We start from the raw sequence: 15,849 nt of genomic DNA on the forward strand, positions 1-15,849 counted from the left end.
TATACATTTACCTTCTTTTTTAAAAGTATTAGCCTTTATAAACACTTTGATGCTGGTTAACTATGTTATAGCTTGGGGAGTTTATGTTATCTATATAGCGCCAAACGGTTGTTATTTGCTCTTTAGTAATCGTCAGTAACATATATCCACGGTGTGATAAGTCACAATAGTTTAAGTCGTTTATTAACAATGAAAGCGAGTCTGCCATTTGTTTTGCTTGTGCCGTATTAAGCGCTAAATAATGCTCCATACCCGGGGATGTAACACCTGGTGTTGCAAACTCTACTCCTACGCTTTCGCCTTTTGCATTTTTTAATGTGCCATGCCACGCATTGTGCGTATCACCTGCAACCACGACTAACTTTTTATTTAATGCGGTAACGCTTTTGTATAATGCTTCGCGCTCGCTGGGGTAACCATCCCACGCATCTAAATTGTAAGGCATTAAAGTATTTACGCGTGCAAGTTGCGCGGGTGTTACCGCTTTATTTGCTAACACGGCTTTTTTAATGGCAACAAGCTCTTTTAATACCTGGGGTATTTTGGTGCGATCGGATTGCGAGAATATTTCAGTAGGTAGCCACATTTTAGTCATCAATACTTGCTGGCCTAATATTTGCCACTTTGCATTTGATTTAGTTATTGCACTCGTAAGCCAGTTAAGTTGTGTGTTACCTAGTAACTGCCTTTTTGGATTATTTAAATCACTGGCAAAGCGAGCAACATCCATTTGATTGGTCTCTAGGTTTTTATAGTCGCTGTAAGCGAGTTGTTTATCGCGTGCTATTACGCGAGTATCTAGCATGTGTAAGCTTATTAAATTACCAAAATCGAAGGTACGGTATATTTGCGGGCTTTGCTCGCCCATGGGTGGTCTAATTGGCAGCCATTCGTAATACGCTTGAATAGCTGCTGCGCGGCGCTTAAAAAAGTCACCTTCATCAGGGGTATGATTTTCAGCACCACTTTTAAAGGTATCGTTGGTAACTTCGTGATCATCCCATATTGCGATAAATGGCGCTGCAGCGTGAAGTGCTTGAAGGCCTTTGTCTGTTCTGTAAATAGCATAACGCTTGCGATAGTCGCTAAGGGTAATAATTTCACCGCTGTTATCGGCTGCTAATTGGCGACCAATTTTTTCAGCATTTTCGGTAGCGTATCCACCCATCGGGTATTCGTAAATATAATCTCCCAAATGTAGCACTACATCTAAATCTTTTTGCTTAGCGGCATCTGTGTAGACATTAAAGTACCCAGCAGGGTAGTTTGAGCACGACACCACAGCCATTTTTATTTGTTCAACATTGTTTATTGGTAGTGTTTTAGCCCGGCCAATAGGGCTTTGTGTATTCAACCCCATAAAACGATAAAAGTATTCTGTGTTTGGAGTAAGGTCTTGCACATCTATTTTTATTGTAAAGTCGCGGCTTTTATCTGTTTGCTCGCGCCCGCTGCGAATAATGTTTTTAAATTGAGAATCACTTGCCAACTCCCAGGCAACAGTAACTTCAAAATTTGATTGAGCAGTGGATGCGCGTGTCCAAATAATTAAAGCATGGCTAAGCGGATCGCCACTCGCTACACCGTGTTTAAATTCAATAGCCGATAGAGGTTTGTTTATTAATGTTTGAGCACAACCTGTAATGGCACTCGATACTGCGACGGTAAATATACTTGCTGCTGAGGTTTTTAAAAAATTTCGACGTGATGAAAGAGTCATACTGCACTTTTTTAATTATTAATAGTGGTGCGCACTTTAACGATTAGATATGACGTTTTTATAAACGCTAAATGTATTTAGTGTGACGATATTAATACACTTAAACCTCTTTTATTTATTAACTAAAAAGTAGTCAAAAAATTAAATTTAATGGTTAAATTAACAAGAGATGAATTTTTTAAATTAAAGCTATTTGTATAAAGTTCTTTAATTACAGTTGTTTAAATTTTATTTTTATGTTGGCACAACCCTTGAGTATGTAATTACGTCTAAACAATACACAAACAAGGAATACCATTATGAAACATTCAATTAAAATCGCTATGGCAAGTTTATTAGTATTAGGTTCTGCGCAAGTACATGCAGTAGAGGTGGACCTAGATGTAACTGATATATTAACTCAAAGTGTAGCAAGCTATGTTCAGCAAACCACTACTGAGCTTGAAAAATCATTAAAGGAAACGCTTTATTTTGATGCCAAAACTGTTTTAGAGAGTTTATTAGATGAGCCCGCTTTAACAGATAGCACAACGCTTAAAAATACTGACACTAGTATTAAAAACGTAAAATAAATCATTTAAAGGATTAAAACGATGAGCAGTGAACTTGGATTATTTGCATTAATGTTAGCACCCGTAGTCAGCATGATTAGCGCTTATTACTCGGTACAAGTGTTTAAAGCTATGGGAGGTTGGTTTAATCTTTAGCCAATTATATAGCTGGTAATTAATTCGATTCATACAAAGCTGATCGACTTAGCAAAAGCGCACGTAAATAAAGGCAGAGTGTTTGAAATAAGTAGACTTTATGAAACGTGCGATTTTTCCATTACCCATTTTTATGTTACCTGAAGGTTATACGCGATTACGCATATTTGAGCCTCGTTATTTAAATATGGTTAAAACCGCATTAAAAAATAATACAGGGTTTGTGCTTTGTACGTTTGAGCATGACACGCCTTTTAATATAAGCGCGCAAGGTTGCCTTGTTGATATTATTGATTTTGACCAAGACGATAACGATGTATTATTAATTGATGTATTTGCATCGCAAAATGTGCAAATTAATGACGTTTATCAAGACGAAGACGAATTACGTCATGGCTTAGTATCGCCTTGTAATACGCCGTATTGGTACAACGATTCTAACAATCAAATTGGTGAACATTACCTATTACACGACGCGCTTAAAAACGTGTTTGATGGTAATACGGAACTTAATTTGTTGTACAAGAAAACTCATTTTGACAAGCTTCCTTGGATTGCAGCACGTTGGCTTGAACTCCTACCTGTTTCTATTGAGAAAAAACAGCAACTTGCATTTGAAACGAATTTTGATAACTTACTGAATTTCCTCCATACTGTGATTAATAACGAATTTGCCTAAATTTTATGATCCTAAATTAATTATTGCCCGTATTACTTAATACAAAAGCAATAACGGGATAAATTATTATGGTAAGTCAACAACAGTCACCACGTTGTGAACCTAATACAGGTAAGTACACTGCCATGCCAGAAACGCCGAGTAAAGAGCTCATGAAAGCGCTTATAGATGTTGCGCAATCACGCGACAAAAAAGCGTTTTCTTATTTATTTGAATACTTTGCGCCAAAAATTAAACGCTTTGGAATAAAGCAGTTTGGTGTTGAAGCTCAAGCAATGGAGCTTGTGCAAGAAACGCTAACCTCTGTTTGGCGTAAAGCACATCTGTATCACAGTGATAAAGGTGCAGCGACTACGTGGGTTTATACCGTTATGCGTAACGCGTCGTTCGATATGCTTCGTAAAATGAAAAGTAATAAAGAAGAAAATATAAGCGAAGATATTTGGCCGTTACTAAACGACTCACAAGATACGCATCATGAGTACAGTGATCATTTAGAAGATAAGCAAATTAAGCGCTACTTAGACAAATTACCAATTGCTCAACGCGAAGTGGTAAGAGGCGTTTATTTCCAAGACATGTCGCAAGAGCAACTTGCGCATCAACTTAATATTCCAGTAGGCACGGTAAAATCACGGTTACGTTTGGCCTTGCAAAAATTGCGTAATGAAATGGGAGATCAGCATGATTAAACATCACCCGAGTGAAACTTTACTGACACAGTATTGCGATGCATCACTTGCTACATCATTGAGTTTAGCCGTTTCTATTCACGTAGATATGTGCCCTGTGTGCCAAGCTAAAGTAGCTAAAATTGAAGCAAGTAATGCAAATGCATTATTTAGTGAAGAGCCTGCTCAATTTGAGAAACCTCAAACTGAGAAATCTGATTTACTTGAAGAATTTGAACTAAATGTACTTGATATGATCATGTCTGATGATTCTATTGATGAAGTTTACGAAGTAGAGCCTGTATCTATTAAAGTGAATGAGTATAACTATCAACTTCCACGTGCTTTAACACGTATTTCTCATAGTAAGTTTACACAAGTTGGTAAGTTAGCTCGTTCTCGTGTTGCATTAGATGACGGTGCGCTTCGTTCTAGCTTGCTACATATTGATGCTGGCGGCGAAATTCCTGAGCATACACATACCGGATTTGAAGTTACTTTACTACTAGACGGTGAGTTTAGTGATGAAGATGGTAATTACGTACCAGGCGACTTTATTTGGCAAGATGGTAGTCATCAACATACACCTTTAACAAAAGATGGATGTTTATGCTTTACAGTTGTCAGTAGTGCGCTACATTTTAATAAGGGCTTCAGTAAGTTACTAAATCCAATAGGTAATTTGATTTACTAAGAGAATATATGCATACAGATATAATAAAAATAGGTATAAGCGCCTGCTTGGCAGGCGAAAAAGTTAGATTTGACACAGGACATAAAAAGTCAAATTTTTGTATGGATGAGCTAGGTAAACACGTTGAATACACGCGGTTTTGTCCGGAAGTAGCGGTAGGTTTACCAATACCCCGTCCAACTATTCGCCAGGTTAAAGTGGGCGATACTATTAAAGTATGCCGCCCAGATGGCACCGGTGAAGTAGGCCAGCAACTTACTGAATATGGTAAAAAAGTTGCAACTGAACAAGCTAAAGAACTAAGCGGATTTGTATTTTGTGCAAAAAGCCCAAGTTGCGGCATGGAGCGCATTAAAATCTACAATGAAGCAGGAACAGGTAACACCTCAGAAGGTGTTGGTTTTTTTGCTGAGCAAATAATGAAGCACAACCCATTATTGCCATGTGAAGAAAACGGACGTTTAAATGACATGCACTTACGTGAAAACTTTGTAATGAGAATTTACGTATATAAAAACTGGCAAAAATTAGTACAAGAGCCGCTTACGGTTCATAAGCTTACTCAATTTCATTCTCAGTATAAGTACTTGTTGATGGCCCATAACTATCAAGCTTATCGTGATTTGGGTAACCTGTTAGGAACATATGTAGGTGACGATATAAGCGCAGTTGCTGATGAATATATTTTAGGTTTGATGACGGGTCTTAAAAAGCCAGCTTCTCGAAGAAATAACTGCAACACGCTAATGCATTTACAAGGTTATTTTAAAACATTTTTATCGAAGGTTGAAAAACAAGAACTTCGTGATGCAATAGATGAATACCGCGAAGGATTGGTGCCATTGTATGTACCACTTACTTTGCTAAAACATCATTTGAAGGTTCACCCAAATGAGTACCTTGAAAAACAAGTGTTTTTTAACCCTTACCCTCACGATTTAAAACTACGATTTGGTATTTAATGGATACATTATTTTGGTTTAGGCGCGATTTGCGCCTTTTTTCTAACGAAGCGTTAATTCAAGCGCTAAATAATGGCGCTAAACACGCCATTTTTTTTGTGTCTGAAAAACAGTGGCAACAACATCAAGCTGCGCCTATCCAGATTGACTTACTCAAGCGCCGAGTTACTTATCTTCAATCTCAGCTTGCTGATTATGGCATTACTTTACATGTTATTGAAGCGCCTAGCTTTGGCGATTGTACGCGTGAGCTTATTGGTTTCTGTAAATCAAACGATGTAAAACATGTAATTGCTAATACAGAATATGAGCTTAATGAAGTAAAGCGCGATAAAGCAATTTTGCACGAATGCGATGAGCTTTCTATTACTTTTACTTTGTACGAAGGTGATTTAATTGCACCTGTTGGAACGGTTAAAAATCAAAGTAATGAAATGTATAAAGTGTTTACTCCATTTAAGCGAGCATGGCTAAAGCAGTATCAAGATACACACTTTAGTTTGCCTCAATGGCCTCTAACTTCTGATCCAATAAAATTTGATGAAAGCGACTTACTAAAAAGTGATGGATGCTCAGATAAGTGGCCGGTTGACGACGATACACTGTTTACCGTGGTCGATAACTTTATATGTGACAAGCTTACAAGCTACGACGATCAGCGTGATATACCCAGCGTAAAAGGCACATCAGGTTTAAGCCCGTATTTAGCATTGGGTATTGTAAGCACAAAACAGCTGCTTATTAATATTCAGCAGCGTTATCCTGATATTTTAACTACGTCAAAAAGTAAAACGTTTACGTGGATTAACGAGCTTGTTTGGCGCGAATTTTACAGGCATTTAATTGCTGAATTTCCGAAGCTTTCGCGCGGTGATAACTTTAACGAAAAGTATAACGCCGTAGTGTGGCGTAAAAGCGAAAATGAATTTACAGCATGGTGTGAAGGGCGAACAGGTTACCCGTTAGTGGATGCTGCAATGCTACAACTAAAGCAAACCGGTTGGATGCACAATCGTTTACGTATGGTTGTTGCGAGCTTTTTAACTAAGCATTTATTAATAGACTGGCGCGAAGGTGAGCGATTTTTTATGCAGCACCTAATTGATGGTGATTTAGCCTCAAATAATGGTGGTTGGCAGTGGGCTGCAAGTACCGGCTGTGATGCTCAGCCTTACTTTAGAGTTTTTAACCCTATCAGACAAAGCGAGCGCTTTGATCCAACTGGCAAGTTTATCCGTAAGTATTTGCCAGAGCTTGAAAACGTGCCAGATAAACACATTCATTTTCCACACACTTATTTAGCCGCAATAGGTAAAGATAAGGAATGTTACTGGCCAGCAATAGTTGATCATAAAGCGGCACGAGAACGTGCACTTGCTGCATTTAAGGTGTGATATGGATAACCAGTTACCAGTAGATAAATTTGTTGAAATATACCAACAGCTTGATAGCACGAACCTTGATTTATTGAGTGATATTTACTGTGACAACATACAGTTTATAGACCCAATGCATGAAATTAATGGCATTGTAGAATTGCGCAGGTACTTTGCTAACTTATATAGCAATGTTAAGCATTGCCAGTTTGATATTAGTGATTCGTTTAATAGCGGAAACAATGCTTTTATTTATTGGACTATGCACTACGCACATCCAAAACTTTCATCAGGTAAAACTATCTCGGTAGAAGGTCATAGTAAGCTTATTTTTGAAAATGGCAAAATTATCAAGCACAGAGATTACTTTAATGTAGGCGAGTTGTTATATAAGCATATTCCTTTACTTGGTAGTGTTATAAAGCTAATTGATAAAAGGGCAGGTTAATTATGATCACATTAATTACGGGTGCTACTTCAGGTATTGGTGAGCAGTTAGCAATTAAATATGCGCAGTTGGGAGACACTGTTATAGCTTGTGGCCGTAATAGTGAAAAGCTCGCTGAGCTTGCTAAATACGACAATATTCAAGCATGTAAATTTGATGCAACTAATCTACAAGACATTAAAGAGTCTACTATTGGCTTCCCTCATTTTGACCGTGTTATTTTAAACGCGGGTAACTGTGAATACATAGATGACGCGCGAAATTTTGATAGTGCATTGTTTGAGCGTGTAATTAACGTGAATTTACTATCTATGGGGTATTGCCTTGAAGCGCTACTTCCTAAAATAAATTCAGGCGGCCAGCTTGTTTTAGTTAGCTCAAGTGTTACTTATCTTGCGCTACCTCGTTCAGAAGCTTATGGTGCATCAAAAGCGGGTGTAAGTTATTTAGCAAAAAGCTTAGCTGTTGATTTAGATGATGTTGATGTGACTTTAGTTCATCCAGGCTTTGTGAAAACTCCGCTCACTAATAAAAATGATTTCCCGATGCCTATGGCTGTTACCGCTGAAAAAGCAGCTGACTACATGATTAAGGGAATACATAAGCGCCGAAAAGATGTTCACTTTCCGTACCGTTTTACACTTATATTAAAAGCATTACGTATTTTACCACTCCCAATTTGGCTTAAAATCGCAAAAGGATTAGCCCGTTGAAAAAAATAGCAATAATAGGAACTGGTGTATCTGGTTTAACATGTGGGCATTTGCTTCACAAAAATTACGATGTAACCGTATTTGAAAAAAATGATTATATAGGTGGCCACACTGCAACGGTTGACGTTGATGTGTGCGGCATAAAATACGCAATAGATACTGGCTTTATTGTATTTAACGACAGAACTTACCCATACTTTGAAAAGTTACTATCGCGTATTGGTGTAGATAAACAGACAACGCAAATGAGCTTTAGTGTTCATAATGAAGCCACTGGCTTTGAATACAATGGTCATACATTTACGAGCCTATTTGCACAGCGACGTAATATTTTTAGACCTAAGTTTTGGCGATTATTGTACGACATTGTTAGGTTTAACAAACTGTGTAAAGCACTACATGAAAAAGATGATTACCAGTCTGATCAATCATTAGGGCAGCTGCTTAGCGACAATCACTTTAATGACTTTTTTAAATACCATTATATCCTTCCGATGGGCGCGGCTATTTGGTCTACCAGCATTAAAGAAATGGAAAATGTAGGCGTTGAATTTTTTGTTAAGTTCTTCTTTAATCATGGCCTTTTAGATGTAACAAACAGACCACAGTGGTATGTAGTACCAGGTGGCTCTCGTCAGTATATTAAGCCGCTGATAAGAGGCTTTGCCGATAAAATTAAACTCAATACAAACATCAAATCTGTTACACGTCAAAATGATGAAGTAACAATAGAGTTTGCCAGTGGTGAATTAAGTAAGTTTGATAAAGTAATATTTGCTTGTCATTCAGATCAGGCGCTTGCACTACTTGGTGATGCGACTGAGCAAGAAAAGTCAGTATTGGGTGCAATAGCTTACACTGAGAATTCAGTGGTGCTGCACACCGATACAAACCTTTTACCAGATAGAAAAGCAGCATGGGCAAGTTGGAACTACCTACTTAATAACAACACTGATAAAGCAGCTGTTGTTACTTACCAAATGAATATTTTGCAAGGCATACAATCGGATACACAGTTTTGTGTAACGCTTAATCACCTTGAAGGAATAAGCCAAAGTAAAATTTTGCGCGAGTTTACTTATCATCACCCTGTATTTAATCAAGAGTCAATTGCTGCTCAAAAACTTAAACACAGTATTGATGGACAAAACAATAGTTATTTTTGTGGTGCTTATTGGTACAATGGTTTTCATGAAGATGGCGTACACAGTGGTGTAGATGTAGCCAAGCAACTTGGGGTCGAATTTGACTAATGCAGTGTATTTAGGCGATGTAAAACATCGCCGTTTTGCTGTTAAAGAACATCGTTTTAGTTATCCATTGTATATGATGTGGGTAGACTTAAATAATCCTCAACAACTAAATGGTGTGCATAAACACATAGGTACGTCAGGATTAAAAGCGTTGAAATTTAATGAAGCTGATTATCTTAAAGGCACCTCACAACTTGCTAAACGACCTCTTATTGAGCGTGCACATGAACAACTTGCCAATTTAGGTATTACCGAAACCTTTTCTCATATTTACATGCTAGGGCAATTTCGTTGTTTTGGTGTGTATTTTAGCCCTGTTAATTTTTATTTTTTTGGCCACAACGATACTCGTTTTAAGTATATGATTGCTGAAGTGAGTAATACACCATGGAACGAACGTCATTATTATTTAGTCCCTTTAGAAAAAAAAGTGAACTTTAAGAAGGTTTTTTCCGTATCACCTTTTATGAATCTGGATATGAACTATCATTGGCATGTCAAACAATCGCCTGATAAAACATTGATACACATTGAAAATAAGCGAAATGAAGAGTTATTATTTGATGCAACACTTCGTTTAAAACGTAAAGAACTCACTAACGAAGAGATTAATAAGTTGTTTAAACGTTTTCCGGCCATGACATGGTCTATTTTCAAAGGTATTTATTATCAAGCATTAAAGTTGTTTTTAAAACGAGTGCCTTTTTTAGGTCACTCAGGTAAGCCATAAAGCACATAGGTAGTCAGGACAATTAATAGGTATTTTAATGGATAAAGTGTCGAGCTTAAATTGCGAACAAAGCACTAGTTGGTTAACTAATATATATAAAAAATTAGTGACTAAAGCCTTTTCGTCAATTGAAACAGGTCAAGTTGTTTTAATTGAAGGAAATGAGCGTACAGTTTTTGGCGATGTATCGTCTGCGTTAAAAGCAACAGTAACAGTTAACGATAAAGCTATGTATAAAGCGTTTGCATTATCTGGGAGCGTTGGCGCTGGTGAAGCGTATATTTTGGGTCACTGGTCTTGTGACAACTTAACTTCATTTATAGAAATATTTGCTATAAACGAAAAGCAACTCGATGAGTTTGAAAAAAAATTCGCATTTTTTAGTAATATCGCACACCGATTTAATCACATAAAAAATAAAAATTCAGAATCGGGCTCTAAAAAGAACATTGTTGCTCATTATGACTTAGGTAATGATTTGTACGAATCATTTTTAAGTAAAGAAATGCTTTACTCAAGTGCTGTATATCCTACAAAAGAAGCAACACTTGAAGAGGCACAGCAATACAAGCTTAAACGCATTTGTGAGCAAGTTGAGCTTCAAAAAAATGATTCAGTAATTGAAATTGGTACAGGGTGGGGGGCTTTTGCTATATACGCAGCCACACATTACGATTGCCATGTAACAACAACCACCATATCTGATGAGCAACATGATTATGTAGCTAAAAAAATTGTTGAACTTGGTCTTGAGAATAAAATAACATTACTCAAGCTCGATTACAGATTACTAAAAGGTAAATACGACAAACTTGTTTCTATTGAAATGATAGAAGCGGTTGGTCATGACTATTTACCTAGCTTCTTCACTCAGTGTGGTGAGCTCTTAAAAGACGACGGCGCAATGCTTATTCAAGCAATTACTATCGGCGATCAGCGTTATAAGCACTACTTAAAAAACTCTGACTTTATCCAACAGTATATTTTCCCAGGTGGGTGCTTGCCATCACTTAACGAAATGAGTGAGCAAATCAAGAATAATACCGATATGGTTATTCACACTGTTAATGATATTGGCGCTCACTACGCACGAACATTAGCGGATTGGCGAACTCGTTTTATAAAAAGCTGGCCTGATTTGGACCGCTCTAAATTTGATGAACGTTTTTATCGTTTATGGTTATTTTATTTTGCTTATTGTGAAGGTGCATTTAGAGCTAGAGCAACAAGTACAGTGCATTTAATGGCACGTAAACCACGTTTTATTAGCGATAACGATGATATTGCGCTCAATTACTAATTTTGTTTTGTTTCAAGCAGTGTGGTTTTTATCATTACTGCTTGAAGCTGATTCGCTAATTTTTAGTGGCTTGATTATTGTTTTAATGTTTTTGTTGTCAAAGCAGAAAAAACAAGACTCCTTACTATTAATTAAAGCCCTACCTTTAGCCCTGTTATTAGAATTTATAGCGGTAAAGCTAGGGTTGTTAGAATTTAAAGTATATCCCTTCCCCCTATGGCTCGCTTTTTTATGGGCTGCATTATTACTTTCTTTAAATACCTCTATGGTTTTTTTAAGTAGATTAAAACTTTGGCAGGCCTTTTTGGTATGTATTGCTTTTGCGCCTGCAAGTTATTGGGCAGGTGCTCGTTTTGAAGTAATAAGCCTAGGATTACCTTTATGGCAATTTTGGCTTGTTTACGGAGCGATATGGTCTGCAGTGTTTACCGCTATCCTTTTTATAAACCAAAAAATTAAGTTGTTTATTAATCGCTGAACGCCCACAAATTTTCATTTGGCAACATTACTCACTTATTCAAAGGGAACTTATTTTGAAATTTTTACTAAAGGCAGTTACTTTTTATTTGCTTACAACTTCAATTGTTTTAGCTAACACGCAATTCAATAAAGTAGGCGAAGCACGAATGGAGTATTTATTTTGGGATGTATATGACGCTGTGCTATTTACCCCTTCAGGTAATTACAGCGCAGGAACACATCCTATTAAGTTTAAGCTTACCTATTTACGCGACTTTGAAGCTAAAGAAATAGTTAAAGCAACAAATGAGCAGTGGGAACATCTTGGAAAAACAGAATTAGCTGACAAATATGACAGTAAATTGTTGTCTATTTGGCCTGATATAAAAAAGGGTGACTCGCTAACGTTAATCACAAATGAGCAAGGTATGAGCACTTTTTATCATAATGATGAAAAAATTGGTGAAATTAATGAGCCTCAATTTTCGAGTGACTTTTTAGCCATTTGGCTTGATAAAAAAACCTCTGAGCCAAAACTACGAAAGCAACTATTAGGGAATTAATATGAACATATTAAACACGTTGAAAGCAGCTGTAATGACCGTCTCGGCTCTACTTTTAATTAGCTGTTCGGCACCAAATGTTGAACATTATAAAAATACATCGCCAAATTTCGACTTTAAAACGTTTTTTAGCGGAAATTTGAAAGCCTATGGTGTTGTACAAGACTTTAAAGGCGAATTGACCCGAAAGCTTGTCGTAGATATGAATGCGACTTGGGACGGTAACCAGGGCGTTATTGAAGAAGACTTTGTTTATGATGATGGTGAAACCCAAAAGCGAATCTGGAAAATAACGTTAAATGAAGATAATAGTTTAACGGGGTCGGCAGCTGATGTTATAGGCACAGCAAAAGGCAAAAGTGATGGCAGTGTATTTCACTGGAATTATGATGTTGAACTTCCATACGATGGCAGCACTTTGGAAGTGAATTTTGACGATTGGATGTACTTGGTTACACAATCGCGCTTGATAAACCGCACGTCTATTGTTAAGTTTGGAGTCGAGGTCGGGGAAGTGACCTTAGTTATCGAAAAAATATAGCTTATTTACCCAGTTGCTTAACTTGCGCCAAAATTGTACTCAAATTAAGTCTTTGTTAACCCAACATGCTGTATTTTACCGAGAATTATTTAAATTTTACTCATTTTTTAAGAATTTAAGCAAAAAATGCAATTTGCTGTTGCTAACTCTTTAAAAATGCATAAAGATAGGTTTTGCGAAGGCAAAATAATAACGAATAGGAATCTAACAATGAATAAAGCTCAATTAGTTGAAAAAATTGCTACTGATGCAGAAATCTCTAAAGCCGCTGCTACTCGTGCTCTTGACGCGTTTACAGGTGCTGTAACTTCTTCTTTAAAAGAAGGTGATTCAGTAGCATTAGTTGGTTTTGGTACTTTCTCAGTAAAAGAACGTGCAGCTCGCACTGGCCGTAACCCACAAACGGGTGCTGAGATCCAAATCGCAGCGGCAACTATCCCAAGCTTTAAAGCAGGTAAAGGTCTTAAAGACCAAGTAAACCCTTAATAGGTTTAACGAATTAAATTAAAAAAAGAGCTATTTAGCTCTTTTTTTTTATGTTTAAAAAGCCGCTATATAACGGCTTTAATAGATGAGTGTTATGCTTTTAGCGCTTTATCGCCTCGCCCAATACCAACAGCACCAGAACGTACAACTTCAATAATATCGGTTTCATGGCGAAGTGTGTCTAAAAACGATTCTATTTTGTCTGTACTGCTCACTAGTTGCAGGCTATAGCTTTGTCGGCCCATATCTAAAATTACACCTTGAAATACATCAACTACGCGAGTAACCGCTGCTCGAGTCGTCTCGTCTTGAGCAAATACTTTAACAAGTAATAGCTCGCGCTCAATGTGGCTCATTTCTGTTAAATCGATAATTTTAAGCACATCTACTAACTTGTTAACTTGCTTTGTGATCTGCTCAACAACTCTGTCGTCACCCATAGTAGTAATAGTAATACGTGACAATGATTGATCATCAGTTGTGCCAACAGTTAGGCTGTCAATGTTGTATGCTCGTTGTGAAAATAGCCCAACAATACGCGACAGTGCACCGGGTTCGTTTTCTAATAGAATAGATAAAATACGACGCATTATGCTTTTACTCCTTTACGTAACCACATCTCATCAATGCCACCTAACTTGATTTGCATTGGGTATACATGTTCTTTCTCATCAACGTTTATGTCTAAAAAGACTAGTCGGTCGTTAATTGACATTGCTTTATCTATAGCAGGCTGCAATTCATCAAGTGTATTTACTTGTATTCCTATATGCCCGTAGCTTTCAACTAACTTAACAAAATCAGGTAGCGAGTCCATGTAAGATGATGAATGACGTCCGCCGTAAACCATATCTTGCCATTGGCGTACCATACCTAAAGAGCGGTTATTAAGTGATACAACTTTTACCGCTAGGTTGTACTGTAAGCAGGTAGATAGCTCTTGAATATTCATTTGAATAGAGCCATCACCTGTAATACATACAGACTCTTTGTCTGGAAAGGCTAGTTTTACACCCATTGCTGCAGGTAAGCCAAAACCCATAGTGCCTAGGCCGCCTGAATTTATCCACTGACGAGGATGCTTAAATGGGTAATATTGCGCTGCAAACATTTGGTGCTGACCAACGTCAGAACTTACATAAGCATCGCCATTAGTGGCTTTATAAACAGCTTCAATTACGGCTTGTGGTTTAATTTTGTCGCCATCAGTGTTGTAGCTTAAACATTTTTGTTCACGCCAACTAATAATTTGACGCCACCAATCTTCTTGTGCGCTGCGATCTATTTTAATTGGGCTTTTATCAATACCAGCTTGTAGTTGTTCTAGTACTGTTGCTAAGCAACCTACAACCGGTATGTGCGCTTTGATTGTTTTTGAAATTGAAGTTGGATCTACATCTACATGTACAATTGTGGCATTAGGACAAAACTTTTTAACGTTATTTGTTACACGATCATCAAAACGTGCACCAAGCGCTAATATCACATCAGCATTGGCCATTGCTTTGTTAGCCTCAAGCGTGCCGTGCATGCCAAGCATACCTACAAAGTTTGGATGTACACCTGATATACCGCCAAGCCCCATTAGTGTATTTGTAATGGGTGCATTTAACGATTCAACTAAATGCGTTAATTGCTCTGACGTATTTGAAATAACAATACCACCGCCAGAATAGATAACCAGTTTTTTGGCCTCTAAAATAGTCGTTACCGCTTTACGAATTTGTTTTGAGTGCCCTTTAGTATTAGGGCTGTATGTTCTTAGTTCTGTCGTTTTAGGAAATTCGTATTCAAACTTAATGGCAGGGTTAAGCATATCTTTAGGAAGCTCAACTACAACAGGCCCCGGGCGGCCTGTGCTGGCTATGTAAAAGGCTTTAGCTAAGATTGTTGGGATTTCTTTAGCACTTCGACAGTTAAAGCTGTGTTTTACTACCGGGCGAGAACAGCCAACAATATCAGTTTCTTGGAATGCATCATCACCAATTAAATTTGTAGGCACTTGGCCTGATAATACAACCATAGGAATTGAATCCATGTATGCTGTTGCAATACCCGTTATACAATTTGTAGCGCCTGGGCCTGAGGTTGCAAGTACAACACCAACGTCTCCTGTAGCTCGGGCATAACCATCAGCCATATGCGTTGCAGCTTGCTCATGACGAACTAGTATATGCTCAATATCATCTTGCTGGAAAAGTGCATCATATAGGTCTAAAACCGAACCACCGGGGTAGCCAAATATGTATTTTACCTTTAATTCTTTTAATGCCTGAACTACTAGTTCAGAGCCATTATATTCTTGTTTGCTCATCCTCATTCCTCTGTGCGCTTTTTTATGCATAAAAAAACCCCCGCGTAGTGCGAGGGTTTTTAAAAAGCAGTATCACCTTTTAATACATCCCCGCTGGGCTTATAACTAAGACCAGTACGAGTACGACTAAAAGGTTAATATGTGTGTTCATAGTTTTTACCCTATTAGCAAAACACTGCTTTTAAATTAAAAATTCTGTATGGGTTTATTTTTAAGGGTTTTGAGCCTTCATG

At 37.5% G+C, this 15,849-nt stretch carries 18 protein-coding genes; 15 read left to right on the forward strand and 3 right to left on the reverse strand.

Annotation, left to right across the window (positions count from 1 at the left end):
- Positions 1–28 precede the first annotated feature (28 nt).
- The gene (locus WNY98_RS02400; RefSeq protein WP_342877029.1) at positions 29–1,720 is read right to left on the reverse strand and encodes an alkaline phosphatase D family protein; all 1,692 of its coding nucleotides are present in this window, start codon (positions 1,718–1,720) and stop codon (positions 29–31) included.
- Between the two features lie 299 nt (positions 1,721–2,019).
- Here WNY98_RS02400 and WNY98_RS02405 point away from each other — a divergent pair, with 299 nt between their 5' ends.
- The 15 genes from WNY98_RS02405 to WNY98_RS02475 all read left to right on the forward strand — a co-directional run bounded on the left by WNY98_RS02405 (position 2,020) and on the right by WNY98_RS02475 (position 13,302).
- Entirely contained in the window at positions 2,020–2,292 is a 273-nt protein-coding gene (locus tag WNY98_RS02405) for a hypothetical protein (RefSeq protein WP_342877030.1), read from the forward strand.
- A 235-nt stretch (positions 2,293–2,527) separates the two neighbouring features.
- On the forward strand, positions 2,528–3,106 hold the full coding sequence (locus WNY98_RS02410) for an LON peptidase substrate-binding domain-containing protein (protein ID WP_024598118.1): 579 nt from the start codon (positions 2,528–2,530) through the stop codon (positions 3,104–3,106).
- A gap of 68 nt (positions 3,107–3,174) precedes the next feature.
- Positions 3,175–3,798 carry a sigma-70 family RNA polymerase sigma factor gene (locus WNY98_RS02415; protein ID WP_342877031.1) on the forward strand — a complete coding sequence of 208 codons (624 nt, stop codon included), beginning with the start codon at positions 3,175–3,177 and terminating at the stop codon, positions 3,796–3,798.
- Positions 3,791–4,471, forward strand: a complete 681-nt coding sequence (locus WNY98_RS02420) for a ChrR family anti-sigma-E factor (RefSeq protein WP_342877032.1) — start codon at positions 3,791–3,793, stop codon at positions 4,469–4,471. Before WNY98_RS02415 ends, WNY98_RS02420 begins: the two co-directional genes overlap by 8 nt.
- Positions 4,472–4,479: 8 nt before the next feature.
- Positions 4,480–5,433 carry a DUF523 and DUF1722 domain-containing protein gene (locus tag WNY98_RS02425; protein ID WP_342877033.1) on the forward strand — a complete coding sequence of 318 codons (954 nt, stop codon included), beginning with the start codon at positions 4,480–4,482 and terminating at the stop codon, positions 5,431–5,433.
- Positions 5,433–6,827 (forward strand): deoxyribodipyrimidine photo-lyase, encoded by a 1,395-nt coding sequence (gene phrB, locus WNY98_RS02430; protein WP_342877034.1) that lies wholly within the window; start codon positions 5,433–5,435, stop codon positions 6,825–6,827. Before WNY98_RS02425 ends, phrB begins: the two co-directional genes overlap by 1 nt.
- A gap of 1 nt (position 6,828) precedes the next feature.
- On the forward strand, positions 6,829–7,257 hold the full coding sequence (locus tag WNY98_RS02435; RefSeq protein ID WP_007580706.1) for a nuclear transport factor 2 family protein: 429 nt from the start codon (positions 6,829–6,831) through the stop codon (positions 7,255–7,257).
- A gap of 2 nt (positions 7,258–7,259) precedes the next feature.
- Positions 7,260–7,970 carry an SDR family NAD(P)-dependent oxidoreductase gene (locus WNY98_RS02440; protein ID WP_024591087.1) on the forward strand — a complete coding sequence of 237 codons (711 nt, stop codon included), beginning with the start codon at positions 7,260–7,262 and terminating at the stop codon, positions 7,968–7,970.
- Entirely contained in the window at positions 7,967–9,223 is a 1,257-nt protein-coding gene (locus WNY98_RS02445; RefSeq protein WP_342877035.1) for an FAD-dependent oxidoreductase, read from the forward strand. The genes WNY98_RS02440 and WNY98_RS02445 overlap by 4 nt, the downstream gene beginning before the upstream one ends.
- Positions 9,216–9,953, forward strand: a complete 738-nt coding sequence (locus WNY98_RS02450) for a DUF1365 domain-containing protein (protein ID WP_170071450.1) — start codon at positions 9,216–9,218, stop codon at positions 9,951–9,953. The genes WNY98_RS02445 and WNY98_RS02450 overlap by 8 nt, the downstream gene beginning before the upstream one ends.
- A gap of 37 nt (positions 9,954–9,990) precedes the next feature.
- Positions 9,991–11,253 carry a cyclopropane-fatty-acyl-phospholipid synthase family protein gene (locus WNY98_RS02455; protein WP_342877036.1) on the forward strand — a complete coding sequence of 421 codons (1,263 nt, stop codon included), beginning with the start codon at positions 9,991–9,993 and terminating at the stop codon, positions 11,251–11,253.
- Entirely contained in the window at positions 11,231–11,731 is a 501-nt protein-coding gene (locus WNY98_RS02460; RefSeq protein WP_076924720.1) for a DUF2878 domain-containing protein, read from the forward strand. Before WNY98_RS02455 ends, WNY98_RS02460 begins: the two co-directional genes overlap by 23 nt.
- A 55-nt stretch (positions 11,732–11,786) precedes the next feature.
- Positions 11,787–12,275 (forward strand): chalcone isomerase family protein, encoded by a 489-nt coding sequence (locus tag WNY98_RS02465; protein WP_170071453.1) that lies wholly within the window; start codon positions 11,787–11,789, stop codon positions 12,273–12,275.
- A 1-nt stretch (position 12,276) separates the two neighbouring features.
- A complete protein-coding gene (locus tag WNY98_RS02470) occupies positions 12,277–12,816 on the forward strand; it encodes a DUF3833 domain-containing protein (RefSeq protein WP_024598106.1) in 540 nt (179 codons plus the stop codon).
- Positions 12,817–13,026: 210 nt separating this feature from the next.
- Positions 13,027–13,302, forward strand: coding sequence for an HU family DNA-binding protein (locus WNY98_RS02475; protein WP_002962474.1), 276 nt, complete (start codon positions 13,027–13,029; stop codon positions 13,300–13,302).
- A 92-nt stretch (positions 13,303–13,394) separates the two neighbouring features.
- Here WNY98_RS02475 and ilvN read toward each other — a convergent pair whose 3' ends face one another.
- Entirely contained in the window at positions 13,395–13,892 is a 498-nt protein-coding gene (ilvN, locus tag WNY98_RS02480; protein WP_007580691.1) for an acetolactate synthase small subunit, read from the reverse strand.
- Positions 13,892–15,616, reverse strand: coding sequence for an acetolactate synthase 3 large subunit (locus WNY98_RS02485; RefSeq protein ID WP_342877037.1), 1,725 nt, complete (start codon positions 15,614–15,616; stop codon positions 13,892–13,894). Before WNY98_RS02485 ends, ilvN begins: the two co-directional genes overlap by 1 nt.
- Positions 15,617–15,849: the final 233 nt, after the last annotated feature.

This window comes from Pseudoalteromonas sp. AS71 (genome assembly GCF_038900275.1).
Taxonomy (GTDB): domain Bacteria; phylum Pseudomonadota; class Gammaproteobacteria; order Enterobacterales; family Alteromonadaceae; genus Pseudoalteromonas.

What these genes read in the sequence shown, in the direction of transcription:
- WNY98_RS02420 (WP_342877032.1), top strand. Translation starts at nt 3,791, where the DNA reads ATGATTAAACATCACCCGAGTGAAACTTTACTGACACAGTATTGCGAT.
- WNY98_RS02485 (WP_342877037.1), bottom strand. Translation starts at nt 15,616, where the DNA reads ATGAGCAAACAAGAATATAATGGCTCTGAACTAGTAGTTCAGGCATTA.
- WNY98_RS02455 (WP_342877036.1), top strand. Translation starts at nt 9,991, where the DNA reads ATGGATAAAGTGTCGAGCTTAAATTGCGAACAAAGCACTAGTTGGTTA.
- WNY98_RS02425 (WP_342877033.1), top strand. Translation starts at nt 4,480, where the DNA reads ATGCATACAGATATAATAAAAATAGGTATAAGCGCCTGCTTGGCAGGC.
- WNY98_RS02410 (WP_024598118.1), top strand. Translation starts at nt 2,528, where the DNA reads ATGAAACGTGCGATTTTTCCATTACCCATTTTTATGTTACCTGAAGGT.
- WNY98_RS02460 (WP_076924720.1), top strand. Translation starts at nt 11,231, where the DNA reads ATGATATTGCGCTCAATTACTAATTTTGTTTTGTTTCAAGCAGTGTGG.
- WNY98_RS02475 (WP_002962474.1), top strand. Translation starts at nt 13,027, where the DNA reads ATGAATAAAGCTCAATTAGTTGAAAAAATTGCTACTGATGCAGAAATC.
- WNY98_RS02415 (WP_342877031.1), top strand. Translation starts at nt 3,175, where the DNA reads ATGGTAAGTCAACAACAGTCACCACGTTGTGAACCTAATACAGGTAAG.
- WNY98_RS02400 (WP_342877029.1), bottom strand. Translation starts at nt 1,720, where the DNA reads ATGACTCTTTCATCACGTCGAAATTTTTTAAAAACCTCAGCAGCAAGT.
- WNY98_RS02405 (WP_342877030.1), top strand. Translation starts at nt 2,020, where the DNA reads ATGAAACATTCAATTAAAATCGCTATGGCAAGTTTATTAGTATTAGGT.
- WNY98_RS02470 (WP_024598106.1), top strand. Translation starts at nt 12,277, where the DNA reads ATGAACATATTAAACACGTTGAAAGCAGCTGTAATGACCGTCTCGGCT.
- WNY98_RS02440 (WP_024591087.1), top strand. Translation starts at nt 7,260, where the DNA reads ATGATCACATTAATTACGGGTGCTACTTCAGGTATTGGTGAGCAGTTA.
- ilvN (WP_007580691.1), bottom strand. Translation starts at nt 13,892, where the DNA reads ATGCGTCGTATTTTATCTATTCTATTAGAAAACGAACCCGGTGCACTG.
- phrB (WP_342877034.1), top strand. Translation starts at nt 5,433, where the DNA reads ATGGATACATTATTTTGGTTTAGGCGCGATTTGCGCCTTTTTTCTAAC.
- WNY98_RS02435 (WP_007580706.1), top strand. Translation starts at nt 6,829, where the DNA reads ATGGATAACCAGTTACCAGTAGATAAATTTGTTGAAATATACCAACAG.